This is a genomic window from Prochlorococcus sp. MIT 1341 (genome assembly GCF_034092415.1).
GTDB lineage: Bacteria > Cyanobacteriota > Cyanobacteriia > PCC-6307 > Cyanobiaceae > AG-363-P08.
Genome location: NZ_CP139304.1, coordinates 1421918 through 1445599 on the forward strand (window position 1 = coordinate 1421918; position 23682 = coordinate 1445599).

36 protein-coding genes and 1 tRNA gene are annotated in these 23682 nt (G+C 43.7%); 29 read left to right on the plus strand and 8 right to left on the minus strand.

Annotated features, from left to right (window positions below):
• Positions 1-18: 18 nt before the first annotated feature.
• A complete protein-coding gene (locus SOI84_RS07160; protein WP_320673862.1) occupies positions 19-561 on the minus strand; it encodes a M67 family metallopeptidase in 543 nt (180 codons plus the stop codon).
• Between the two features lie 14 nt (positions 562-575).
• On the opposite strand from SOI84_RS07160, the gene SOI84_RS07165 reads away from it, so the two are divergent.
• Positions 576-992 (plus strand): CAAD domain-containing protein, encoded by a 417-nt coding sequence (locus SOI84_RS07165; protein WP_320673863.1) that lies wholly within the window; start codon positions 576-578, stop codon positions 990-992.
• A 24-nt stretch (positions 993-1016) separates the two neighbouring features.
• Here SOI84_RS07165 and SOI84_RS07170 read toward each other — a convergent pair whose 3' ends face one another.
• On the minus strand, positions 1017-1910 hold the full coding sequence (locus SOI84_RS07170) for a fructosamine kinase family protein (RefSeq protein WP_320673864.1): 894 nt from the start codon (positions 1908-1910) through the stop codon (positions 1017-1019).
• Between the two features lie 34 nt (positions 1911-1944).
• Here SOI84_RS07170 and crtD point away from each other — a divergent pair, with 34 nt between their 5' ends.
• Positions 1945-3459: a C-3',4' desaturase CrtD gene (gene crtD, locus SOI84_RS07175; protein ID WP_320673865.1), complete on the plus strand. Its 1515-nt coding sequence runs from the start codon at positions 1945-1947 to the stop codon at positions 3457-3459.
• A gap of 4 nt (positions 3460-3463) precedes the next feature.
• On the opposite strand, the gene SOI84_RS07180 is transcribed toward crtD, so the two are convergent.
• The gene (locus tag SOI84_RS07180; RefSeq protein ID WP_320673866.1) at positions 3464-4330 is read right to left on the minus strand and encodes a prephenate/arogenate dehydrogenase; all 867 of its coding nucleotides are present in this window, start codon (positions 4328-4330) and stop codon (positions 3464-3466) included.
• A gap of 111 nt (positions 4331-4441) precedes the next feature.
• On the opposite strand from SOI84_RS07180, the gene SOI84_RS07185 reads away from it, so the two are divergent.
• A complete protein-coding gene (locus SOI84_RS07185) occupies positions 4442-5860 on the plus strand; it encodes a helicase (protein WP_320673867.1) in 1419 nt (472 codons plus the stop codon).
• 41 nt (positions 5861-5901) lie between these two features.
• Positions 5902-6144, plus strand: a complete 243-nt coding sequence (locus SOI84_RS07190) for a DUF2839 domain-containing protein (RefSeq protein WP_320673868.1) — start codon at positions 5902-5904, stop codon at positions 6142-6144.
• A 69-nt stretch (positions 6145-6213) separates the two neighbouring features.
• Here the strand turns inward: SOI84_RS07190 and recA are convergent, their stop codons facing one another.
• From recA to SOI84_RS07215, 5 genes are all read right to left on the minus strand, one after another.
• Complete coding sequence (gene recA / locus SOI84_RS07195; RefSeq protein ID WP_320673869.1) at positions 6214-7353, minus strand: recombinase RecA; 1140 nt, start codon at positions 7351-7353, stop codon at positions 6214-6216.
• Positions 7354-7501: 148 nt separating this feature from the next.
• Entirely contained in the window at positions 7502-8278 is a 777-nt protein-coding gene (locus tag SOI84_RS07200; RefSeq protein ID WP_320673870.1) for an HAD family hydrolase, read from the minus strand.
• A 16-nt stretch (positions 8279-8294) separates the two neighbouring features.
• Positions 8295-8366: transfer RNA gene (locus tag SOI84_RS07205), tRNA-Gln, on the minus strand.
• Positions 8367-8546: 180 nt separating this feature from the next.
• On the minus strand, positions 8547-9563 hold the full coding sequence (locus SOI84_RS07210; protein WP_320673871.1) for an LdpA C-terminal domain-containing domain: 1017 nt from the start codon (positions 9561-9563) through the stop codon (positions 8547-8549).
• A 21-nt stretch (positions 9564-9584) separates the two neighbouring features.
• The gene (locus tag SOI84_RS07215) at positions 9585-10046 is read right to left on the minus strand and encodes an NAD(P)H-quinone oxidoreductase subunit N (RefSeq protein ID WP_320673872.1); all 462 of its coding nucleotides are present in this window, start codon (positions 10044-10046) and stop codon (positions 9585-9587) included.
• Positions 10047-10453: 407 nt separating this feature from the next.
• Here SOI84_RS07215 and rplC point away from each other — a divergent pair, with 407 nt between their 5' ends.
• From rplC to rplQ, 25 genes are all read left to right on the plus strand, one after another.
• Entirely contained in the window at positions 10454-11110 is a 657-nt protein-coding gene (rplC, locus tag SOI84_RS07220) for a 50S ribosomal protein L3 (protein ID WP_320673873.1), read from the plus strand.
• The gene (gene rplD / locus SOI84_RS07225) at positions 11110-11745 is read left to right on the plus strand and encodes a 50S ribosomal protein L4 (RefSeq protein ID WP_320675414.1); all 636 of its coding nucleotides are present in this window, start codon (positions 11110-11112) and stop codon (positions 11743-11745) included. The genes rplC and rplD overlap by 1 nt, the downstream gene beginning before the upstream one ends.
• The gene (locus tag SOI84_RS07230; RefSeq protein WP_320673874.1) at positions 11738-12040 is read left to right on the plus strand and encodes a 50S ribosomal protein L23; all 303 of its coding nucleotides are present in this window, start codon (positions 11738-11740) and stop codon (positions 12038-12040) included. Before rplD ends, SOI84_RS07230 begins: the two co-directional genes overlap by 8 nt.
• 10 nt (positions 12041-12050) lie before the next feature.
• A complete protein-coding gene (gene rplB, locus SOI84_RS07235) occupies positions 12051-12914 on the plus strand; it encodes a 50S ribosomal protein L2 (protein ID WP_320673875.1) in 864 nt (287 codons plus the stop codon).
• 35 nt (positions 12915-12949) lie between these two features.
• Positions 12950-13225 carry a 30S ribosomal protein S19 gene (rpsS, locus tag SOI84_RS07240; RefSeq protein ID WP_320673876.1) on the plus strand — a complete coding sequence of 92 codons (276 nt, stop codon included), beginning with the start codon at positions 12950-12952 and terminating at the stop codon, positions 13223-13225.
• Between the two features lie 4 nt (positions 13226-13229).
• A complete protein-coding gene (rplV, locus tag SOI84_RS07245) occupies positions 13230-13595 on the plus strand; it encodes a 50S ribosomal protein L22 (RefSeq protein WP_320673877.1) in 366 nt (121 codons plus the stop codon).
• Between the two features lie 20 nt (positions 13596-13615).
• On the plus strand, positions 13616-14344 hold the full coding sequence (rpsC, locus tag SOI84_RS07250; RefSeq protein WP_320673878.1) for a 30S ribosomal protein S3: 729 nt from the start codon (positions 13616-13618) through the stop codon (positions 14342-14344).
• A 15-nt stretch (positions 14345-14359) separates the two neighbouring features.
• On the plus strand, positions 14360-14836 hold the full coding sequence (gene rplP / locus SOI84_RS07255) for a 50S ribosomal protein L16 (RefSeq protein WP_320673879.1): 477 nt from the start codon (positions 14360-14362) through the stop codon (positions 14834-14836).
• Between the two features lie 2 nt (positions 14837-14838).
• Positions 14839-15051, plus strand: a complete 213-nt coding sequence (rpmC, locus tag SOI84_RS07260; protein WP_320673880.1) for a 50S ribosomal protein L29 — start codon at positions 14839-14841, stop codon at positions 15049-15051.
• 16 nt (positions 15052-15067) lie between these two features.
• Complete coding sequence (gene rpsQ / locus SOI84_RS07265; RefSeq protein WP_320673881.1) at positions 15068-15334, plus strand: 30S ribosomal protein S17; 267 nt, start codon at positions 15068-15070, stop codon at positions 15332-15334.
• Positions 15331-15696, plus strand: a complete 366-nt coding sequence (gene rplN / locus SOI84_RS07270) for a 50S ribosomal protein L14 (RefSeq protein ID WP_320673882.1) — start codon at positions 15331-15333, stop codon at positions 15694-15696. Before rpsQ ends, rplN begins: the two co-directional genes overlap by 4 nt.
• A 1-nt stretch (position 15697) precedes the next feature.
• Positions 15698-16054 carry a 50S ribosomal protein L24 gene (gene rplX, locus SOI84_RS07275; protein ID WP_320673883.1) on the plus strand — a complete coding sequence of 119 codons (357 nt, stop codon included), beginning with the start codon at positions 15698-15700 and terminating at the stop codon, positions 16052-16054.
• Between the two features lie 107 nt (positions 16055-16161).
• A complete protein-coding gene (gene rplE / locus SOI84_RS07280) occupies positions 16162-16701 on the plus strand; it encodes a 50S ribosomal protein L5 (RefSeq protein ID WP_320673884.1) in 540 nt (179 codons plus the stop codon).
• 20 nt (positions 16702-16721) lie between these two features.
• On the plus strand, positions 16722-17123 hold the full coding sequence (rpsH, locus tag SOI84_RS07285; RefSeq protein WP_320673885.1) for a 30S ribosomal protein S8: 402 nt from the start codon (positions 16722-16724) through the stop codon (positions 17121-17123).
• 16 nt (positions 17124-17139) lie between these two features.
• Positions 17140-17679, plus strand: a complete 540-nt coding sequence (gene rplF, locus SOI84_RS07290; RefSeq protein ID WP_320673886.1) for a 50S ribosomal protein L6 — start codon at positions 17140-17142, stop codon at positions 17677-17679.
• A 33-nt stretch (positions 17680-17712) separates the two neighbouring features.
• Positions 17713-18081, plus strand: a complete 369-nt coding sequence (gene rplR, locus SOI84_RS07295; RefSeq protein ID WP_320673887.1) for a 50S ribosomal protein L18 — start codon at positions 17713-17715, stop codon at positions 18079-18081.
• Positions 18082-18095: 14 nt separating this feature from the next.
• Positions 18096-18743, plus strand: a complete 648-nt coding sequence (rpsE, locus tag SOI84_RS07300) for a 30S ribosomal protein S5 (RefSeq protein ID WP_320673888.1) — start codon at positions 18096-18098, stop codon at positions 18741-18743.
• A 5-nt stretch (positions 18744-18748) separates the two neighbouring features.
• A complete protein-coding gene (gene rplO / locus SOI84_RS07305; protein ID WP_320673889.1) occupies positions 18749-19201 on the plus strand; it encodes a 50S ribosomal protein L15 in 453 nt (150 codons plus the stop codon).
• A gap of 108 nt (positions 19202-19309) precedes the next feature.
• On the plus strand, positions 19310-20629 hold the full coding sequence (gene secY, locus SOI84_RS07310) for a preprotein translocase subunit SecY (RefSeq protein WP_320673890.1): 1320 nt from the start codon (positions 19310-19312) through the stop codon (positions 20627-20629).
• A 33-nt stretch (positions 20630-20662) separates the two neighbouring features.
• Positions 20663-21217 carry an adenylate kinase gene (locus SOI84_RS07315; protein ID WP_320673891.1) on the plus strand — a complete coding sequence of 185 codons (555 nt, stop codon included), beginning with the start codon at positions 20663-20665 and terminating at the stop codon, positions 21215-21217.
• Between the two features lie 46 nt (positions 21218-21263).
• Positions 21264-21377, plus strand: coding sequence for a 50S ribosomal protein L36 (gene rpmJ / locus SOI84_RS07320; RefSeq protein ID WP_007100636.1), 114 nt, complete (start codon positions 21264-21266; stop codon positions 21375-21377).
• A gap of 99 nt (positions 21378-21476) precedes the next feature.
• A complete protein-coding gene (gene rpsM, locus SOI84_RS07325; RefSeq protein WP_320673892.1) occupies positions 21477-21842 on the plus strand; it encodes a 30S ribosomal protein S13 in 366 nt (121 codons plus the stop codon).
• A gap of 63 nt (positions 21843-21905) precedes the next feature.
• On the plus strand, positions 21906-22298 hold the full coding sequence (rpsK, locus tag SOI84_RS07330; RefSeq protein ID WP_320673893.1) for a 30S ribosomal protein S11: 393 nt from the start codon (positions 21906-21908) through the stop codon (positions 22296-22298).
• Positions 22299-22349: 51 nt separating this feature from the next.
• Positions 22350-23288 (plus strand): DNA-directed RNA polymerase subunit alpha, encoded by a 939-nt coding sequence (locus SOI84_RS07335; RefSeq protein WP_320673894.1) that lies wholly within the window; start codon positions 22350-22352, stop codon positions 23286-23288.
• A 39-nt stretch (positions 23289-23327) separates the two neighbouring features.
• A complete protein-coding gene (rplQ, locus tag SOI84_RS07340; RefSeq protein WP_320673895.1) occupies positions 23328-23678 on the plus strand; it encodes a 50S ribosomal protein L17 in 351 nt (116 codons plus the stop codon).
• Positions 23679-23682: the final 4 nt, after the last annotated feature.

Sequence of the window (23682 nt, forward strand, 5' to 3'; positions counted from 1 at the left end):
AATTAGAAAATTTTTTAATTATTCATCACTAACTAGAAGCACTTCATGATGTTGCTCGGGTCCCCGGCCGTATTGCCACCAAGCTTTTATGCCTTCTGTATTGGAAACGATTACCATTAACCCTGGAGACATTCCCCAGCAAAGGTCTGTTGCTGAAGGCTTTGCTCTCCCTTGCGGATGGGAATGAGCAACTCCTAATACTTGAAGATGATTCTTCCTTGCCCATCGTTGAGCTTCAAGTTGATCTTTGGGGTCTAGAGCGAATCGATTTTTCTTTGATAGCTTTTTTGGGTGATTTACAACTTCATTTTCCTCTTCTCCAGAATTATTCATAAGGCCAGGATGCCAAGCATTGAGGCAAGGCCAAATTTTTTGAATATGCCAAGCAGGAGTTTTCTGGTCATTATTAGCTGGTTTTTGAGTTCCTAGTAACAATGCACAACCTTCTTCAGGTGCTACTGAGAGGAGGCTCCGACTAAGAATTGTTAGGCAATCATGTTCGAATTTAAGCAAACCTGGCATTACATAGATACTTTCGATATTCTCATTACATAATTGCATTCAGGGTTTTTTACATGAGTGAACTAAACTCTGAGGCAAATAACGGCACCACTAACAACACTACTCAAACCACTAACAACACTCCCCAAAAAGCTGTGGCCAATTCTGGAAATCAAGACGACACAATCAACTACTCAGAGCAGTTCAGCCAATTGATGAGAACTGTTAACGAGACACTGAGTAAGGTCGATTGGACTCAAATGGGTAAATATGGCAAGGCGGCTGGGATTATCACACTTGTTATTGTTGCTCAGATCATTATCAAGGGTGTTATTGACACCGTTAATCTTCTGCCTGTCATTCCTGGTTTGCTTGAGTTGTTAGGGCTTGTGGTCGTAGGTCAATGGAGTTGGCAGAACCTTAAAACAAGCGATAAGAGGAATGCGGTTATTGAGAGGGTTCAGAATTTGCGTAAAGAATATTTAGGTTGATTCATATTCAAGTTTGATAGTGTTCTAGTTGATTATTGACCCTTTTAGTGTTTTAAGAGTTCTTAGGCATTGTTCTTTATAGGAGCCTCCAAATAGGTTTGCGTGGTTGATTAGATGGTATAGGTTGTATATTTCTACTCTTTTTTGAGCTGAAGTGGGTAGTGGCCAAACCTTTTCATACCCAGCGTAGAACTTTTTAGAAAACCCTCCAAAAAGTTTTGTCATAGCAATATCCACTTCTCTATCTGCCCACCAAGCTGCGGGGTCTATTAGAACCCCTCGACCATCTTGAAGAATGGCTGCGTTGCCACCCCATAGATCTCCATGAACAATGCTGGGGGATGGTTGATGTTCATTTAGAAATGAAGGCAATGCTATAAGTATTGCTTGATAATCTTCAATTCTTAATCCCCATTGTGAAGCGATTTTTAGTTGGGGTATTAAACGCATATTTACAAAATATTCGCCCCAATTGGCTAGCCAGCCACCTGGTTGTATTCCTTTCCCAATATACCCATCTTCTTCCCAACCAAATTTCTCAGGATTATGCTTAGCAGATTTTTGGTGCATTAAGGCTAGACCCTGGCCAAGAGCTGTTTGATCATCCCCTGACAACTCTAGCCAAGGTAGAAGTAAGACTGCTCTGCCAGAGAGCTCTTCTACTAGTAAAGGCTCAGGGACTGTAATTAGAGAATTGTTTGTCCATTTTTTTAATGCTTTTAAGCCTTTTGCTTCTACTTCAAGAACATTAAGAAGATCTTTATGGTTTGTTTTGGCGAAAATTTTTTGTCCATCACTTAATTCAATTCTCCAAGCTTGATGAATACAACCACCAGAGACGGGTGAGATATTTTCTAATGTATTGCCTGCAAAAGGACCGTTTTGGATGAACAGTGAATTAGTCCAATGATCGGGCATTTTCTTTCTGGATGGGTTTTGTCAATATGTTGTCATGAGTAATGAATCTGTCATTGTCATAGGAGGTGGAATTGCTGGCCTAACTTCTGCTGCTTTGTTGGCAAGAGAGGGCATAGCGGTAACTTTGCTTGAATCTCATTCCCAGACAGGTGGGTGTGCAGGTACTTTTTCTCGCGGTCGTTTTATTTTTGATGCTGGCGCTACTCAGGTTGCAGGTTTGGAAGTTGGAGGTAGTCACGAGAGAATCTTTAGACATTTAAACATTCCATTGCCAAAGGCCCATGTTCTAGATCCTGCTTGCGTGGTAGACCTGGATGATGGTTATGAGCCTATTAGGATTTGGCATGATCCAATTAAATGGGAAAAAGAACGAAAAAAACATTTTCCTGATTCTGATTCTTTTTGGAACTTAATTGCACATATTCATCGATCAAATTGGGACTTTTCGAAACGAGATCCTATCCTCCCTGTGAGAGACTCGTGGGATTTTATTCAACTAATAAAGGCAATTCGTCCAGCTAATTTGGGCTTTGGGATACTAAGTAGATTATCGATTGCTGATCTATTAATGTTATGTGGATCTAAAAATGATCTTCGGTTGAAACGTTTTTTAGATTTACAGCTTAAGCTTTATTCTCAAGAGAATGCTGATAGAACAGCAGCCCTATATGGAGCAACTGTTTTAAATATAGCTCAAGCACCTTTAGGCCTTTGGCATCTTGATGGGTCGATGAAAAAGCTTAGTGATAAATTGGAAGATTCTGTGAAAAGATCAGGGGGTCGAATTTACCTTCGACATCGTGTAATGCATATAGAAAGACAATTAAGGGGTCGCTCATGGAAAGTAGACATACTAAGATCACCCGGCAAAAAACCAATTTATATGCATGCTTCAGATATTATCTGCACTCTTCCACCTCAATGCTTACCTGAACTTCTTGTGAAAGATATAAACCATAATAAGGCTTATATTGAATACATAAAAACCCTCGCAAAACCAAAAGGAGCATTAGTCTTTTATGGCGCAATAAGACGCTCATGTCTTCCAGATGAATGTTTTGGACATATTCAGTTCCCACTCCAAGACCCAGGCGATTTATTTATTTCAATTAGTGATGAAGGTGATGGTCGTGCACCAGAAGGATTCGCGACAGTTATTGCCAGTAGCTTTACGGATGTATCTGCTTGGTCAAATTTAACTGATGAAATCTATCGGCAACGAAAACAGATTGTACTTGCGAGAATTTTGGGGGCTATGGAAGATAGATTGCAAATATCTTCTGCTAACTGGGAGCATCAAGAACTTGCAACTCCACGAAGTTTTGCCAAATGGACTGGTCGTCCAGAAGGAATAGTTGGTGGCCTGGGCCAGACTCCCAGTAAGTTTGGTCCCTTTGGACTGGCGAGTAGGACACCAATACCGGGTCTTTGGCTTTGTGGAGATTCAATTTATCCAGGGGAAGGAACTGCTGGGGTTACGCAATCAGCCGTAATGGCGAGCAGACAGCTGTTAGAAAACAGGGGAAAAGAGTTCACAATGTTCTTGTGAGTTTTTAAGAAGATAAAATTTTTGAACGTACTTTTTTAGTACGCCTTAGTTTTTCTTCTAGAGCAAACCAATCCTCCTTAATTAATGTCTTTTCAAATTTTTCGAGACATTGCTTATAGATGGATAATCCCTGTAAAATTGCTTTGCTATTAGTGGATGCCATTGTGGCACCAAGTTTGGGATTGCCGCCGCCAATTCTGGTTGTATCAGCAAAACCGCTGGAAGTAATCTTGCTGGCGAGTTCATATACGTTATTGTTTTTCTCCTCCCCAACAGTTTCTATTAATGCAGCACTAATAAGAACTGGTAAATGCGATATTAGTGCAACTGCCTCATCATGATTTGTGGCATCTGCAGTTATCCATTTGCTACCAAGACTGAGAACTAATTTACGGACTAATTCCAAAGCCTCAAGATCAGTCTTTGAATCTGGTGTGCTTACCCAAGGACGACCTTTGAAAAGGTTTTTCTTACCAGCTTCTACCCCAGCTTGAGATGTACCAGCCATAGGATGGCATCCAATAAAACGAGGATGCAAATTGCTCCAAATTTTTAAGATGGGAGCTTTTACAGATCCCACATCTGTTATTACTGCTTTTTTTGGCAAGGCATTTAAGAGTTCTTTTTTTGGGTTCAGCAATTCATCCAAAGGTAGGGCGAGTATTACTAGATCACAGTTTTCTAGAATTATCTCGTTAGTACTTATTTTTGTTGCCAGGCCTAGTTCCCTTGCTCTTGAAGCTGTTTCTTGCCTATGAACCAGCCCGTAGACCTTATAGCCAAGTTCTTGTAGATCAAGTCCTAAGGATCCACCTATCAGCCCTAGTCCTACAACACCAATGTTTTGAAATGGTTGCTTTTTGTGATTCATATTTTCTGAAAAAGGAGGTGATTTGCATATTGGTAAGGCATGGCTATCGATGTTCCATTGTTATTAATTAATTAGGCTTTTTTTATGTTGGAAGCTTATGCACATAAAAAAATGAAGCAACTGCTTTTGCAGGATGCTTCTTCTTGGCCACATCACCTTACTGTTAGTCGTCTTGTAGCACGTAGTTTGCGACGTAAGGATCACACTCTGATTCAACTTGAGCCTTCTAGTCAAGATGAATGGTTATTCGGCCTCATGGTTTCACTGGGGTTGGAGCAATGTGGAGCAGTCATAATTGTTTCTAATCGATTGCGATCCAAACTTGTCACACTAGAGCTTCCAAGAATTCGACGACATGGCTTTTCGATTAGTTGTTGGGAAGAGTTGGACCCTCCGCCTCAAGAGCAACTATGGCTATTAGATTTTTCTGGGTTTGTAAATGCTTATAGAAAGGGTTACTTACAAGGCAGACAGCTAATAGTCCCTGAAGCAGAGTTTCTTAATGCGCGGCTTAGAGAAAGTATTTTGATTGAAATTAAACCAAATGATTGGGAAAGTTTATGTCGAGCTAATCCGTCCGGAGAAAAAGCATATTTAAATTTCTTTGAAGACATTAGCCTTAGGCTTTTTGCATCGAAAGCTCGGCTAAACCCTCATGTCACTATTGATTACAGTGATTTTTTAGCTTTTAAGGACTTATCTTTTGGGTTTGGGAAATTGCCTGAGCCATGGCAATCCGTTCTAGAGATTGACTTGGATAAATGGGCTACTTGGGCTGAGTTAGACCACAAAATGTTGACTTGGGTTTGGAAATTTAAACCATTCGAACCTTTATTTTTACTTCAAGGTCTTTTAAGAGATCAGCCAACAATCCTTTTTAGTGGATCTGGCAAAAGTTCATTGCTTGTATCTGAATTGGTTCCTGAAATTTTCCCTTCGCCTGTTGTAGTAGCAATCAATGAGCTCAAGTGTCAGGAACCTATCCAGTTATTTTTACCTAAGCGTCAGCCTCGACCTAATACTGAAGTTTTTTCCGAGCATTTGTTAGCTCAGAGCCGTCGTTTGGTTTTGGGCAGGAGGGGATTGACTGTGATTCTGTTAGATGACTTTCACTTGAGACTTCAACTTACGGCAGCATTGGCAGCGGAATTTGGGAGCAGAGTTGTTCATGAAACTACAGCTGTTGAATCAAATGGTGCTCTTTGTTGTCGATGGTCTTGGTGGTTGCAGCACCACCATCGCGTTCCTTTACCCGAACAATTGATTATTGCTTTACTTCCTTTGGCGAGTTTGGAATCTCCCTATGTTTTTGCTCGTGTTCAATCTCTTAAAAGACAAGGCAGAGATTGGTTTCGAGATTTCTTGTTACCAGAGGCGTTGTCTCTATTGCCACTAGCAGTTGCCCCTCTAAGAAAAGGTTCTGGTCGTTTAGCAATACTTGATGGCCGACTGACATCTAGAAGTTGGGGAGAAGACTTTTTGCGTATTCTTGAGCCTTGGACTCCTTTGCATCGTCTTTTACCCGATTAAACGTTCTAATCTCTCTTAGTACAAAGTTTTTATTTAAGGCAATGGGAGAAGCCCGTCGTCGAGCTATTCAGGGGTTACCCCCTCGCAATGACAAGCCTAGAAAGGACGATTCTCCAAAAATCGTTTCATGGCTGCCAATCACTGAAAAGCAGAAAAATCAGTTCTATTCAATTACTACCCGTGGAGCGTGGTTCGGTATTGGTGCTCTTGTTTTACTTTGGGTGGTTGTACGTTTTGTAGGACCAGCTGCTGGTTGGTGGGTACCGGCTGACGCAAGAGGTTGAACAAGCCGAATGTCATAGGTGCCTCATTAACCTGCGAACTTTCTTCGGAGGATATTTTGGTTGTTTTAATTAAGCAGCTTGAGACACCTGGTTAGAAGCTTTTTTTGTAGCTGCTGTTCGTGCTGCTGCTGCTAAGGGTCTCATCGAATTAGCTGTTACTTCTGATCCTTCAGTTAACTTTTTCCGGACTAACATTTCAATCTGGTCACGAGATTTCGGGTTCTCTTCGAGCCATGTGATTGTGTTATCACGTCCTTGGCCAATATTGTCATTTTCATAGCTGTACCACGCGCCTTTGCGTGTAACTACACCTGTTTCTTCTGCTAAATCTAGTAAACAGCCCAAGGTGCTGATCCCACGGCCAAAAAGGATATCGAATTCAGCAATACGGAAAGGAGGGGCAACTTTGTTCTTTGCGACTTTGACTTTGGCTCTAATTCCATATTCCTCTGTCCCGCGTTTTAAGGTTTGAATACGACGTATATCTAGTCTGACGGAGGCGTAAAACTTCAGCGCATTGCCACCTGTTGTTGTCTCTGGATTTCCATAAGTTACTCCGATTTTGAGACGTAATTGGTTGAGAAAAATGACGGTGCACCCTGATTTTCCTATGTTGCCAGTGATTTTTCTCATTGCCTGACTCATGAGACGCGCTTGGCTGCCGACGGCGTGGTCGCCCATTTCCCCCTCGATTTCTGATCGTGGGGTGAGTGCTGCAACAGAGTCGACAACCACTAGATCCACGGCGGCTGAGCGAACTAATTGGTCGACAATTTCCAGTGCCATTTCGCCTGTATCTGGTTGAGAGACCAGAAGGTTTTCGATGTCAACCCCTAAGGAAGCCGCGTAAACGGGGTCAAGAGCGTGTTCTGCATCGACAAATGCTGCTACGCCACCTCTTTTTTGTACTTCTGCAATTGCATGCAACGTGAGGGTTGTCTTGCCTGAGCTTTCAGGGCCATAAACTTCTACCACTCGTCCTTTGGGGTACCCTCCGCCTAATGCAAGGTCAAGTGTGAGAGCTCCGGTGGAGATTGTTTCCACACGCATCCTGGAAGCATCCCCCAATCGCATAATGGATCCTTTCCCAAAGTTTCGTTCGATTTGACTGAGCACAAGGCTTAGTGCTTTGTCCCTTTCCCCTGAGCCTGATTCGTTTTGACGTGAATTCGAATTGGAAGGTTGTGATGTTTTTACTTCGACTGGCATGACAATTGGTAATTAAGAACGATTAGGAACCCTTGACCGCTACTTGGCCGGCAAATTGCAGCCTTCTGCTGTGATTCGCGAAAACAGGAGATGATGCTTGCCACTCTTCGCGCAAAGTTGTTCGGTAGTACAGGCGTACCCTAACGAACTAAGGCCACATCGCCAAGGGGTTCGCAAGGTCTTTTAGGCTCAAGAGTTGAATCTCTTGTGGTAAATCCTTATGGTCATTAGGTTTTAGATATCCCCAATTAGCTAAATAGCAAGGTAGAGATTTCAGTTGAGGTACTGCAATTGTCTTTTCTAGTGTCGCTCTACGATCTTCGATGAATCCGCGCAGAGTGTATTTTCTAGATAGCTCAACAAGAATTTCGGTCTTACTGCCAGCTTCATGCCCATACAGTAGATAAGGCTTAAGTCGATACCTTTTCAGTAGCTCAGCTGTAAATAAAGCTCCTTTTGTAGTTAGTACGACGTAATTTATCCCTTCTGATAAAAGGCATTCCAGTCGCTTAAGAACTCCAGGAAATGGTTGATGCTGAGCTAACCAGACCTCAGGATTATGTTTTAGGGCTTTTTTCCTGACCTCTTCCAATGCTTGTTGCAGCTGTGATGGATTCCATCCGTGCTGGGCAAGAATTTGTTTGCAATACCGCGGGTACTGGTGAGAGAACTCCTGGATTCCTTTCTTGTAAATTTGGCTGTGTGTGTTTTTTAGTTCTGCTGCAATAACAACCATTTCCCAGCCGTGATGAACCAAAGGCCTGAGCAATTTGAATTCGTTTGGAATTTCTTTTGGGAGGGTTATTGAGTCTGCTTGATCTTCCAGAAGCATTAGGCATGCTTGACGCGCACTAGACCAGTATTCCTGCATTCCGTCGAGGATGACCCCGTCGAAATCAAAAACTAATAGCTGTGAAGAACTCACTAAATATTTGAAAAAACTGGGGCGCTAGGATTCGAACCTAGGAATGGCGAGACCAAAACCCGCTGCCTTACCGCTTGGCGACGCCCCAATGATCAGTGATGCAACTTTTGAAAGTTACTTTTACTGTATTCAAATAGTTACACATATAGGAGTGACCTTCGTCAATCCACTCTTACTAAGACGTTATTCCTCTATTGAAGTCAGAAGTTTATTGGTTGACCTGAGTTGCCAGGGTGGTCTATGAGATCTTGACTAAGAGTTTCTGCTGTTATTGGTTATTTCGAGATAGCCAGGGGCCTATAAGGGTCCGAGCTTTCTCTATGGAGGCTTGCCAACCTGCATCCCATTCCCACAAGTTTTTTTGTTTTGCCTGAGCTTCCTGTAGCCAAGGCTTAAGAAGGGCTCGAGCAGTTCCTCCAAATGCAATGCCAGAGGGTCCTTTTGTAGGAGGAATTAATTGAATTGAATTTGCATTTGTCCCTCCTGCTAGTTGAAGTGGCCCTGGTGGGGCGAGATGATGAATCTTTTCCCAAAGTTTTACAGCCACTTTTGCTGTAAGAGGGTTTAGGTCTCCACTCATTGGTTGTCCATCGAGCTGCCAGATGGGACGTTGCCCATGGCTCCTTAGACAGGAATGCCGCTGCCAGAGTTCTTTAGCAAGTTGCTCGGGTGAGGTGAACTGTTTATTTAAGCCACAACTCACTGCAATGCGGTGAAGGGGAACCTTGCTAATCATTATTTCCGAGATTATTTGTTGAAAAGTCTCTATTCGACCAGGTGCAGTATGAATCTCTAATGCATCAGGTTTAAGTGCATTTACCAGAGATCCTATATGTTTAATTTTGAGCTCGTAATTATTTTCTTTGATTAATCCAAAAGGACAGTTTGGAATACACCGACCACATCCATAACATAACGATGATTCAACACCTTTTTCTTGTCTTATAGCTTGAGTTGGACAGATTTTTTCGCAAGGACGATAGCAATCTAAAGGACAATATCTAGGATCAAAATATGCTTTTCGGAAGTGAATATCTTTCCCATCATTGATACTTACCATTAACCAAGGGTTTACACCATGATTTAACCTTGCCCACTTAAGTCCTTTTCGGGCTGCTAATACAACAGCTTCATTAGCAGCAACATCAATGCAGTGAACTCCAGCTACTGCATAAACAGCACAAAGATCAGTTATAGATGCAAGATCTTCATTGCTTGCACCACATATCAATTTGACCCAAGAGCCCCTTTGTATAGCTTGTTCCACCCAAGCGACATTTGTCATGAAGCCTCTTGGGAAAAGTTTTTATGAATTAAGACGATTTAGCATGGGTTCCCACTGAAGGCTGCGAGCCCCTCCCATTTCTACTACCACTTTTAGACGGGCTTCACGATTACATAAATCACAGAGTGCAAGTAGTTCAGAGGGTGATAAGACTTGCCCTTCAATAAGCCAAAGAACAACGGCGGAATCATTCACCAGGAATTCTGTTAGTTGTGGCATTACTTCCTGTACTTCTCCTACGGCTGCTCCACGCCCAACACTTTGATGACCAAGATGCGGAGGCCTAACACCATGCAATTTAAAGAGAAATGCTTCTGGATCCCCAAGTCCTCTAGCTGTGATTATTTGAGTTCGATAGCCTTTAGCACGCAGCCTTCTAAGCAGTCGTGTTTCCGAGCCTCCTTCTGGAGGAACATTGATTGCAATGCAGCCAGCGGCCTCTAGGTCATTTATAAACCTTCGCCCAGAGAGCAAAAGCGGCATTTTTATATATTTGCGATATGGACTTAATTCTGCCAGTTGGTGGGCAAAACTTCATCTTTTGCGGGTCAGTGGTGTAAGGTTTTTGTTTGTTCTGCTTTTCTATGCCCGACCGCTAGCCGGGCCTCCAGAGAGCAAAACAGGTTCGGCGATAGCGCTGGATCCTTAGGCCAGAGCAGTTTAGGGATTTTATTTTCTCTTATAAAACTGTCGAGAAACTCACTGACTTTTACAAGTGTCGGAAAAGTCTCAGCCAGCTGATAACTTGCTAGCCAAACCCGATAGCTAACTAGATTCGTCAAATTAAGGCGTCATTTAGTTCAATACGGTCGAAGCATTTCAATTATCAGCCATTTCAATAAAGCCTCTTCTCTTAATTGAGGCTGTTCTTGCTGGCGTTTTTATCTCCAATGTCTATAGGCATCCTCGGGAAGAAATTGGGAATGTCCCAGTTCTTTGACGAAAAAGGCAGAGCTGTTCCGGTCACCTTGATCGAAGCAGGGCCTTGCAGAATTACTCAATTAAAGACCTCTGAAACTGATGGATACTCTTCAGTTCAGATAGGTTTTGGTGATGTTCGTGAGAAATTACTTAATAAGCCTTCTAAGGGTCATTTAGCAAAATCGGGGCAGCCACTCCTTAGGCATTTAGCTGAATTCCGAGTTCATAATGTTGGAGATTTCCAACTTGGTTCACCCATCACTGTCGATGGTTTTGAAGCAGGACAGAAGGTAGACGTCAGTGGTGAAACAATGGGCAGAGGTTTTGCTGGATATCAAAAACGTCATGGCTTTAGTCGGGGCCCAATGACGCATGGTTCGAAGAACCATAGACAACCTGGTTCAACCGGTGCTGGAACTACACCAGGTCGCATTTATCCCGGCAAACGGATGGCTGGAAGATATGGGGGGAAGCAAATAACAACAAGAGGACTAACAATTATTCAGGTTGATAATCAGCGAAATCTCCTAGTAGTTAAAGGTTCTGTCCCCGGAAAGCCTGGTTCTTTATTGAATATTCGGCCTGCTAAGCGGGTTGGGGCTTTGATCGCTCAGGGAGGTAAGTAATCATGGAATGTACTGTTCTTGATTGGCAAGGTAAGGAAGCTGGGAAAGCAAGTATTCAATTAAAGGTTGCTAAGGAGACAACTGCTATTGATTTAATGCATAGAGCAGTTTTGCGACAAAGAGCTCATTTACGTCAAGGAACAGCTAGTACTCTTACAAGAGCTGAAGTAAGAGGTGGAGGTCGTAAGCCTTACAAGCAAAAAGGTACTGGACGCGCACGTCAAGGATCGATTCGAACGCCCTTGAGGCCTGGTGGGGGGATAATCTTTGGTCCCAAGCCCCGTAGTTATGGTTTGGCTATGAATAGAAAGGAACGTCGCTTAGCACTTCGTACAGCTCTTATGGCACGAATGTCGGATGCTGTAGTTGTTAAGGACTTTGGAAAGAGCATTAAGTCACCAAAAACAAGTGAAATAACAAAAGCCTTAACCAGACTTGGGATTACCCAAGATTCAAAAGTTCTAATAATTCTTTCAAACCCTTCGGATGTGATTTCACGATCAATCCGAAACCTCGCAAAGGTTAAGTTGATAGCGGCAGATCAATTAAATGTCTTCGACTTGCTTCATGCCAATTCCTTGGTCCTAGGTGAGCAGGCACTCGCAACTATTAAGGAGGTGTATGGCAATGACTGAACGCTTTAAGAATCGTTTGGCAGACGTAATTCGTCGACCTTTAATTACTGAAAAGGCAACTAATGCTTTGGAGCTGAATCAGTACACCTTTGAGGTTGATCATCGCGCTGCAAAGCCAGACATCAAAGCCGCAGTTGAGCAGCTTTTTGAGGTTCGTGTTGTTGGTATCAGCACTATGAACCCTCCACGCCGTAGTCGGCGAATGGGACGCTTTGCTGGGAAACGTTCTCAGGTAAAGAAAGCTGTAGTAAGGCTTGCTGAGGGCAACTCAATACAACTTTTCCCTGAGTCCTGAGGTAAAACAAATGGCAATTCGTTCTTTTCGACCATATACACCAGGAACTCGTACCAGAGTTGTTACTGATTTTTCTGAGGTAACAGGGCGTAAACCTGAAAGATCCCTTGTTGTTTCAAAACACCGCCGAAAGGGTAGAAATAACAGGGGAGTTATTACTTGTCGCCATCGAGGTGGAGGACACAAGAGGTTATATCGACTAGTAGATTTCCGAAGAAATAAGCATGGGGTCTCAGCAAAGGTAGCGGCCATTCACTATGACCCTCATAGGAATGCCAGACTAGCTTTGCTTTACTACGTAGATGGAGAAAAGCGCTACATACTTGCCCCTGCTGGCATCTCTATAGGTCAAGTAGTTTCTTCCGGATCAGGTTCTCCGCTTGAAACAGGGAATGCTTTGCCACTCTCAGATATCCCTTTAGGCTCAAGCGTTCACAATGTTGAGCTTTATCCTGGGCGCGGCGGCCAGTTAGCACGGACTGCAGGAGCAAGTGCTCAGGTTATGGCTAAGGAAGGAGATTATGTAGCTCTTAAGCTTCCTTCAACTGAAGTCAGATTGGTTCGTAAAGAGTGTTATGCAACTCTTGGCGAAGTAGGTAATTCAGAAATTCGCAACACTAGTCTAGGTAAGGCTGGACGACGAAGGTGGCTAGGTAGGCGTCCTCAAGTACGAGGTAGTGTCATGAATCCTTGTGACCATCCACATGGAGGTGGCGAGGGTCGTGCACCAATTGGTCGTGCTGGCCCTGTTACTCCATGGGGCAAAGCGGCTTTAGGCTTAAAAACCAGGAAGAAGAATAAGCCTAGTAATCGGCTTGTTCTTAGGAAGCGACGTCGTATGTCAAAACGGAGTCGAGGTGGTCGAGACTCATGATTCCATTTACTCCAACTTTTTTTATTTAATACCCCATGGGACGTTCACTCAAAAAAGGCCCTTTTATTTCTGACAGCTTGCTTCGCAAGATTGAAAAGCAAAATGCAGATGATGACAAGTCGGTTATCAAAACTTGGTCTAGAGCCTCGACTATTCTCCCTATGATGATTGGTCACACTATTGCAGTTCACAATGGCCGCACTCATATCCCAGTTTTTGTGACAGAGCAAATGGTTGGGCACAAGTTGGGTGAATTTGCACCTACCAGAACCTTTAAAGGTCACATAAAAGATAAAAAGGGAGGCCGTTAATATCATGACCAGCACAACTACAACCTCTTCAGTAGCCAAGGCTCATGGACGTTTCCTAAGAGGTTCCGTTTCAAAAGTTCGTCGTGTCCTCGATCAAATTCGCGGACGTACATACCGTGACGCCTTGATCATGCTTGAGTTCATGCCTTACCGCTCTACCGGACCTATCACAAAGGTTTTGAGATCTGCAGTTGCAAATGCGGAGAATAATTTGGGCTTAGATCCAGCAAAGCTTGTCATAACTCAGGCTTCAGCTGATATGGGCCCTCCCATGAAGCGTTACAGGCCCCGCGCTCAAGGGCGCGCATTTGCCATTAAAAAGCAGACTTGTCACATCAATATTGGTGTGGCGCTTCCTGCCGATTCCTGAAACCCTATTTCATTAAACTGATGGGACACAAAATCCATCCAACTGGTTTGCGACTGGGAATTACCCAGGAACATCGTTCTCGTTGGTATGCACCAGCTAAGACATATCCGATACTCCTTCAGGAGGATGATCGGATTCGCCTTTTTATCCATAAGAAGTATGGCGCTGCAGGTATAAGTGACGTTTTAATTGCTCGTAAAGCAGATCAGTTAGAAGTTGAATTAAAGACTGCTCGGCCAGGTGTACTTGTTGGACGTCAAGGAAGTGGTATCGAAGAATTGAGAACAGGCATTCAAAAGACAATTGGTGATAGAAGTCGTCAGGTTCGAATCAACGTAGTAGAGGTTGAGAGAGTTGATGCTGACGCCTTTCTTTTGGCTGAATATATTGCTCAGCAGTTGGAAAAAAGAGTGGCTTTCCGCAGAACCATTCGCATGGCTGTTCAGAGAGCACAGAGAGCAGGTGTTTTAGGTCTAAAGATCCAGGTTGGTGGCAGATTGAATGGTGCCGAAATAGCCCGTACTGAGTGGACTCGCGAAGGGCGCGTTCCGCTTCATACACTTCGTGCCGAGATTGACTATGCCACCAAAGTTGCCAGTACTACTTACGGGGTCCTGGGAATCAAGGTTTGGGTTTTTAAGGGAGAGGTTTTACCTAATGAAGAAAAACAGTTGCCAGTGGGGACGACTCCGCGGCGTCGGGGTAACAGGAGGCCCCAACAGTTTGAAGACCGCTCTAACGAAGGGTGATTCAGAGGTTTAATTATGCTTAGCCCAAAACGCGTCAAATTCAGAAAACAACAGAGAGGCCGCATGCGCGGTGTCGCCACCCGAGGCAACACTATTGCTTTCGGACAATTTGCTCTTCAAGCTCAAGAATGTGGTTGGGTAACTTCCCGCCAGATTGAGGCTAGTAGAAGAGCAATGACTCGTTATGTAAAACGAGGGGGAAAAATTTGGATTCGTATTTTTCCTGACAAGCCTGTAACTATGCGTCCTGCTGAAACGAGAATGGGTTCTGGTAAAGGCAATCCTGAATTTTGGGTTGCTGTCGTTAAACCTGGACGAATTTTGTTCGAGATGGGTGGTGAAGAAATTACTGAAGACATTGCTAAGGAAGCTATGCGTCTTGCTCAGTACAAACTTCCAGTGAAAACAAAATTCCTCAGCTTGGAGAACCAAACTGAGTTTGCTGGAGGGGTTGTCCCATCCGGTGAAAAAGCCGTCAAAGTGGAGTCTTGATTATGGCCCGACCTAATGCTGCAGATGTTCGCAATCTTTCTGATGCTGATATCACAGAAAAGATCGATACTATTCGTCGAGAATTGTTTGATTTGAGGTTTCAGCAAGCTACTAGGCAGTTGCCTAATGCGCATCGTTTTAAAGAAGCTCGAATTAAACTGGCTCAGCTTCTAACGGTTCAGAAGGAGCGGAATCGCTCCCAAGCTTCCTCTTGATACTTATCTAAAAACCATGGCACTTAAGGAAAGATTAGGAACTGTCGTCAGTGACAAGATGGACAAGACAGTCGTTGTGGCGGTTCAAAACCGCTTTCCTCATCCGATCTATAGAAAGATCGTGAGTCGCACGACCCGTTACAAGGCACACGATGAAACGAATAAATGTCGTGTTGGTGATCGAGTCAGGATCACTGAGACTCGACCAATTAGTGCATCAAAACGTTGGGCTATAGCAGAAGTCTTAAGCCATAGTCCGAAATCTCAGGAGGCATATCAATGATTCAACAAGAAAGCTTTCTTACTGTTGCTGACAATAGTGGAGCAAAGCGTATCCAGTGCATCCGCGTATTGGGATCAAATCGTCGATATGCCCATGTTGGGGATGTAATCGTTGCTGCGGTTAAAGACGCTATGCCAAATATGGGAGTAAAGAAGTCAGATGTCGTAAAGGCAGTAGTGGTACGTACAAAGGCAACGATGCGAAGGGAAACTGGTAACTCAATTCGATTTGATGACAATGCTGCAGTTCTAATTAATGAAGATAAGAACCCTAGAGGGACAAGGGTTTTTGGCCCTGTAGCTCGTGAGCTGCGCGAACGTAATTTCACCAAAATTGTCTCTTTAGCACCGGAGGTTATTTGAGATGCCTACTGCAACCAAAAAAGCAAGACCCACTCAGCGCATAAAGATGCGTATAAGAAAAGGCGACACTGTCCAAGTGATTGCAGGGAAAGACAAAGGTAAGACTGGAGAAGTTATACGTACATTGCCTATAACTAATAGGGTAATTGTGCAAGGCGTAAACCTTCGTACAAGGCACATCAAGCCCACTCAAGAAGGAGAAGGGGGGCGAATAGTCACTGAAGAAGCATCAGTGCATGCTTCAAATGTGATGCTTTATTCCACAGACAAAAAAGTCGCTAGTCGTGTGGAGTTGTTTTTAGAGAAAGACGGCTCTAAGAAACGCCGTCTTAAAAAGACAGGTGAAGTTATTGACTAACCCCTAAAACTTCCTCTTTGGCCTCCAATTTCATTTCTTACTAACTTTCAGCTTTACAACTTTTTATAGGTCTTCTGACCCCGACCAGAAGCAACCCTTTTTTAGTTATGTCACTCAAAAAACGCTATCGAGAGAAAATTCAGCCCAAACTGCTGAAAGACCTTAGTCTCTCCAATATTCATCAGGTTCCCAAGGTAGTTAAGGTCACTGTAAATAGGGGCCTAGGTGAAGCTGCGCAAAATTCGAAGTCCTTGGAGGCTTCCATTTCTGAGTTGGCAACTATTACTGGGCAGAAAGTAGTTGTGACAAGAGCTAAGAAAGCAATTGCAGGATTTAAGATCCGCCAGGGAATGCCCATTGGATGTGCGGTAACTCTTAGAGGTGAACGTATGTACGCATTCCTTGAAAGATTGATTAATCTTGCTCTCCCAAGAATTAGGGATTTCAGAGGTGTGAGTCCAAAGAGTTTTGATGGACGTGGTAACTACACCCTTGGAGTAAGGGAGCAAATTATCTTTCCAGAGATCTCTTTTGACAAAATTGACTCCATCAGGGGTATGGACATCACCATTGTCACCAGTGCCCGAACAGATGAGGAGGGCAGGGCCCTCCTTAGCGAGATGGGAATGCCTTTCCGCAGTAACTGAGCCCTCCATCCACTACGACTATGGCTAATCACGATCCAATCTCAGATATGCTCACTCGCATTCGAAATGCAAGTGAAAAGCGACATCAGACAACACGTATCCCAGCTTCTCGAATGTCTCGGAGCATTGCCAAGGTGCTTTATCAGGAAGGTTTTATTGCTGAGATAAGCGAGGAGGGTGAGGGTATTCGTACCCAACTTGTACTTGAATTGAAGTACAGCGGCAAGCATCGCCAGCCAACTATTCGTTCAATGCAGCGGGTTAGTAAGCCAGGGTTGAGAATTTATAAAAACACTAGAGGTTTGCCTAAGGTTCTTGGAGGACTTGGGGTTGCGATTATCTCAACTTCGAAAGGTGTCATGAGTGATCGTGATGCCCGAAAACAAGGAGTTGGTGGAGAAGTTCTCTGCTACGTGTATTGAATAGGAGCTTTAAATCATGTCTCGAATTGGTAAATCACCCATCCCACTCCCAGAAAAGGTCGCTGTTAGCCTGCAAGGCCTATCAGTAACTGTTAAGGGACCCAAGGGCGAATTGAGTCGCACTCTTCCAGAGGGAGTGAGTATCAGTCAGGTTGAAAACACTATTGTGGTCACGCCTGACAATCAAAAGCGTAAGTCTCGCGAGCGACATGGCTTATGCCGTTCATTAGTCGCAAATATGGTTGAGGGGGTAAGTAAGGGCTTTACTCGGAGATTGGAGATTGTCGGTGTTGGATCACGCGCACAAGTCAAAGGTAAAACTTTGGTAGTCAATGCTGGTTATAGTCACCCAGTTGAAGTTATTCCTCCTGAAGGGATAACTTTTAAGGTTGAGAACAACACAAATGTAATTGTCACTGGTCCTGATAAAGAATTAGTTGGCAATGAGGCGGCTAAGATCCGAGCTATTCGTCCACCTGAACCTTACAAGGGTAAGGGCATTAAGTATCAGGGAGAGCGCATTATGCGCAAAGCTGGTAAGTCAGGGAAGAAATAACTGTCTGCTTAACTATCCTTATACTTATTCATCATGCCTACTCTCAATCGTAAAAAACAGACTCAGAAACGACATAAACGTCTGCGTCGTTATCTAACAGGAAACCCTGATCGTCCTAGATTGGCTGTCTTCCGCTCAAATCAGCATATTTATGCTCAGATTATCGATGATGAAGCTCAAAGCACATTGTGTTCAGCTTCTACCTTAGAAAAGGATCTTCGCACCAGCCTCAAGGGCAATGGCAATAGTTGTGATGCATCAAATGCCGTTGGTTCTTTGGTGGCAAAGCGAGCATTGGAAAAAGGAATTAAACAGGTTGTTTTTGATCGTGGTGGCAATCTTTATCACGGCAGGGTAAAAGCCCTAGCTGAAGCTGCACGTCAAGCTGGCCTTGAATTCTGACCCTGCTTTTAAAAATGACTGAATCAAACAAACAAAACAATCCAAAATCAGCTGCATCTGGTTCTGATGTACCCCCTGCAGCCCAAGGTCAATCAGACAACCGTAGGGGAGGCGGTGGTCGTGGTGGCGATCGCGAGCGTAAGGGGCGCAGGGGGGGAGATCGACGTGGTCAAGAGCGAGATTCTGAATGGCAAGAGAGAGTCGTTCAAATAAGACGTGTATCTAAAACAGTGAAAGGTGGAAAAAAGATGAGTTTTAGGGCAATTGTTGTTGTTGGGAATGAGCGAGGTCAGGTAGGTGTAGGTGTTGGAAAGGCAAGTGATGTAATTGGTGCAGTTCGCAAAGGTGTTGCGGATGGTAAGAAGCATCTTGTAAAGGTTCCTCTTACAAGACATAGTTCTATCCCAACTCTTTCGAATGGGCGCAATGGTGCTGCAAGCGTATTAATTCGGCCTGCTGCACCAGGAACGGGTGTAATTGCAGGAGGGTCTATTCGTACTGTTCTTGAATTAGCTGGAATAAAGAACGTTTTAGCTAAGAGACTTGGCAGTAAAACTCCCCTTAATAACGCTCGGGCTGCGATGCTTGCTTTACAAGGCCTCCGCACGCACAAAGCAACAGCAAAGGAACGGGGCATTTCCCTTGAGCAGATTTACTCTTGAATTCAATGACATACTCACTCCAGTCACTCAAATCAAACACAGGTGCTCGCCGTCGCAAGTTGCGTAAAGGTCGGGGTATTGCAGCTGGACAAGGCGCTAGTTGTGGTTTTGGCATGCGTGGGCAGAAGTCCCGTTCTGGCAGGCCTACCAGGCCTGGCTTTGAAGGTGGTCAAATGCCTTTATATAGAAGGGTTCCTAAGCTAAAACATTTCACATTAGTCAACCCCAAGCAATTTACTGTCTTGAATGTTTCAGCATTAAATGATCTGAAAGAGGGAAGTACAGTGAACCTTGATTCCTTAGTAAAGCAGGGGATTGTTACCAGCCCTAAGCATCCTCTTAAGGTTCTTGGTAATGGTGCTTTAAAGGTTAAGTTGACTGTTCAGGCAGCTGCTTTTACTTCTTCAGCTCGTAAAAAGATAGAATCGGCTGGAGGCACTTGCGAAATTCTCGATTGATTCGAGTTTTTCAGTTATTTGCTTTTAGCTGAATCAATAAGGCATTATTAGATCTTATTCTTTTGCAGCATTTCTGCAAAAATCAACTGACCCAATGCTTATAAATCGATGCTTGTAAGTCGAGGCCGCAACCCTAGTGCCGCGGAAGTGCTTACACAATTAGTTCAGAATCGTGAGCTCCGCGGAAGAGTCCTTACAACCCTAGGACTTCTTTTGCTTATTCGACTGGGAATTTACATCCCATTGCCTGGGATAGATAGACAAGAATTCCAGAGTTTTCTTCAGCAAGGAGGACAGTTAATTGGTTTCTTGGATATTTTTACTGGTGGAGGCATATCTACTCTAGGAATATTTGCCCTTGGGATATTGCCGTTTATTAATGCTTCAATTATTTTACAGCTTTTAACGGCTTCCCTGCCTCAATTAGAGGACCTTCAAAAGAATGAGGGAGAGGCTGGACGTAGAAAGATTGCACAGATCACAAGGTATGTAGCATTAGGGTGGGGCTTAATTCAAAGTATTGTTTTTGCTTTAATTCTTAGACCATATGCTATTGAAGGAGTATCAGAAACGATTTTTGTAGCTCAATCTGCACTTGGTTTAGTAACTGGCTCAATGATTGTAATGTGGCTCAGCGAAATAATTACTGAAAAGGGTATAGGACAAGGTGCATCATTGGTTATTTTTTTGAACATAGTTGCAACTTTGCCTAAGGCTCTTGGCTCTACAATTGAGAAAGCCCAAACTGGTGATCGAGGTGATGTAATAGGTATTGTTGTTTTATTATTTGTTTTTCTTGTAACTATTGTTGGAATTATATTTGTTCAGGAAGGGTCAAGACGATTACCAATTGTTAGTGCAAAAAGACAGATTGGGGCTAGTGGAATGCTTCCTAATAGGCAGAGTTACTTGCCTTTAAAGCTTAATGCTGGAGGTGTGATGCCAATTATCTTTGCTTCTGCATTAATATTTTTACCAATTACAATTGCAAATTTCACTAAAAATCCTTTTTTAATCCGTGCTGCTGGTTCATTGAACCCAGGAGCCTCTAATCCTTGGCCTTACGCAATTGTTTTCTTTGCATTAATTCTTGGGTTTGCCTATTTCTATGCTTCATTAACTGTTAATCCCATTGATATAGCAACTAATCTGAAACGTGGAGGAGTTGCTATACCTGGAGTTAGGCCTGGCAGTGCAACTAGTAATTACCTTTCAGGAGTTCAAAATCGTTTAACTCTCCTGGGGGGGTTATTCCTTGGTTCGGTGGCGATTATTCCAGCAGCAGTCGAACGAGCGACAAATGTTCAGACTTTTCAAGGATTAGGAGCAACATCTTTATTGATTTTGGTCGGTGTTGCTATTGATACTGCTAAGCAAGTTCAGACTTATGTCATTTCTCAGAGGTATGAAGGTCTTGTTCGTCAGTAATTTGTTTTTTTCATTTCAATTGCTTCTAGATTCATGAAGAAACGTCTTTTATTTCTCGGTCCTCCTGGTGCAGGTAAAGGAACCCAAGCAAAAAGGATTTGCGAAAAATATTCTTTAAGCCATTTATCAACCGGAGATCTTCTTCGAGCGGAGGTAGTAGCAAAGACAGATCTTGGGAACAAAGCTGCTGTATTAATGGCAAATGGGGAGTTAGTTACTGATGATTTAGTACTGTCAATAGTAGAAACTAAATTAAAGGCTATTTCTTCAGGGTGGTTATTAGACGGTTTTCCTAGAACCGTAGGCCAAGCTGAAGCACTTGAACGCATCCTTGTTGAAATCGATCAGCTAATTGAGGCAGTTGTACTTCTAGAGCTAAATGATGATTTGCTAATAGAAAGGCTGCTCTTGCGGGGGCGTGATGATGATAATCAAGAAGTTATAACTAATAGACTTGATGTCTATCGAGTTAAGACCGAACCTTTGATTGACTACTTCAGGTCCAAGGGTTTGATTCATTCCATTCAAGCTGATGGCAGCGTTGAAGAGATCACTCAGTTGATTGAGAGTGTTTTGAAATGTGTATGAGTAATGTAGTAGGATTTTTATTTGGTGAATTGGAGAGCCACACCCAATGAAGGTGCGAGCCTCGGTTAAAAAAATGTGCGAGAAGTGCCGGGTGATTCGTCGCCACGGCCGGGTAATGGTCATTTGTACCAACCCAAAGCACAAGCAGAGACAGGGGTAACCCTCTGGCTTGTTTGATTGTGCTCCTTAGTAACCCTAAAGAGCACGATTGATTCCCTGGTCATGTTCATGGCCTTTGTTCCTCTCGATGGATTCTTAAGTGGCAAGGATTGCCGGCGTTGACATACCCCGCGAAAAGCGGGTTGAAGTAGCCCTGACCTACATCTACGGAATTGGGTTAACTCGCGCCAAGACTATTTTGGCGAAAACAGGAGTGAATCCCGACGTTCGGGTTAAAGATCTTGAGGATGGTGATGTTCAGAAGTTACGAACAGCTACTGAGGCATTCACCATTGAAGGGGATCTTCGCCGTCAGGAGGGGATGGCCCTAAAGCGTTTACAGGATATTGGCTGTGTGCGGGGGCGTCGCCACCGTATGAGTCTTCCTGTTCGTGGCCAGCGAACTAGAACTAATGCACGTACTAGACGCGGCTCCCGCAAAACTGTTGCTGGCAAGAAGAAATAACGCTTTTGCTTTTTCTTTGCCTAGACATCCATTTACTTCACTGTATTTAACAGGCCCCAGAATATGGCCACACCAACTAAGAAATCTGGCTCCAAAAAGTCCAAGCGCAACGTTCCAAATGGAGTGGTGCACATTCAAAGCACCTTTAATAACACCATTGTTTCCATAACAGATACCTCCGGCGAAGTCATTTCATGGTCTTCTGCAGGAGCAAGTGGATTTAAAGGTGCTCGTAAAGGAACTCCATTTGCAGCACAAACTGCTGCTGAAGCTGCTGCTAGGCGCGCTTTGGACCAAGGTATGCGACAGATAGAGGTTCTCGTAAGAGGGCCAGGTTCTGGTCGTGAAACGGCCATTAGAGCATTGCAAGTGGCCGGACTTGAGATCACTTTGATTAGAGATGTGACACCATTGCCTCACAATGGGTGTCGCCGTCCTAAACGACGTCGCGTTTGATAAGCGCAACGTTGTTTTCCCTCCCAACTATTCACCTGCTTTAGATAGATCGTGCTCCAATACCAGATTGATCGACTTGATCATCAAGTTTCTGATGACCGTTCTCAGACAGGAATCTTTCTTATTGGGCCCTTAGAACGTGGTCAGGCAACCACCCTTGGCAATTCCTTAAGACGAGTTTTGATGGGTGGCCTAGAAGGTAGTGCGGTTACCGCAGTTCGCATTTCAGGAGTTAATCATGAATATGCCACTGTCCCTGGAGTGAGGGAGGATGTTTTGGACATTCTTTTAAATTGCAAACAACTGGCGGTTCATAGTAGAAGCCCAGAATTAGAGATAGGTCGTTTAGTCGTTTCTGGACCTGCTGAAGTCAAAGCAAAGGATTTGCAGTTTTCATCTCAAGTACAGGTTGTAGATGCAGAAAGACCAATCGCAACTGTTCATGATGGACATAGCCTTGAGCTAGAGCTTCATGTTGAGAGGGGTGTTGGCTATAGACCAGTGGATCGTCATAACGAAGAAATCAGTGCGATTGATCTTTTGCAGATCGACGCCGTGTTTATGCCAGTTAGACGGGTTAACTTCACTATTGATGAAACTGCAGTAGCTGAAGGTGGCTCCACTCGAGAGAGATTACGGATGGAGGTTGTTACTGATGGTTCTACTAGCCCAGATGATGCAATAGCTGAGGCTGCAAACCAGTTGATAGAGCTATTTCAGCCTTTAGCAACCGTTACCATGATTGAGGAAGAACCAGTTGAACCTGAACCTTCAGCCGAGGCTCAGATTCCTCTAGAAGAACTGAATCTGTCTGTTCGTGCATATAACTGTCTCAAACGTGCTCAGGTGAATTCAGTCTCTGATCTTATGGGATTCAGCTATGAAGACCTTCTTGAGATTAAAAACTTTGGTTCCAAGTCAGCAGATGAGGTAATCGAAGCGCTTGAGAGAATTGGTATTTCAATTCCTCAGAGCAGGACTTCTGCTTGAATAATGTCCATGAATTTTTTCTAGAAACTAACAAGGATCATGCGCCATCAATGTCGATTACCTCAATTGGGTCGCCCTGCTGACCAACGCAAAGCAATGTTGAGGGGACTTACTACTCAGTTAATACGTGAGGGACGCGTAACTACAACTAGAGCTAGAGCTAAAGCATTGAGGGATAAGGCTGAGAAAATGATTTCTTTAGCGAAAGAGGGAAGTCTTGCTTCAAGACGCAGAGCAATTGGTTATATCTATGACAAACAATTAGTACATGCCTTATTTGATAAGGCTAAGGAGCGTTATGGTGATCGAAAGGGTGGCTACACGCGGATTGTTCGTACTGTTTCTCGTCGAGGTGACAATGCTCAGATGTCTATTATTGAACTGGTATGAATTT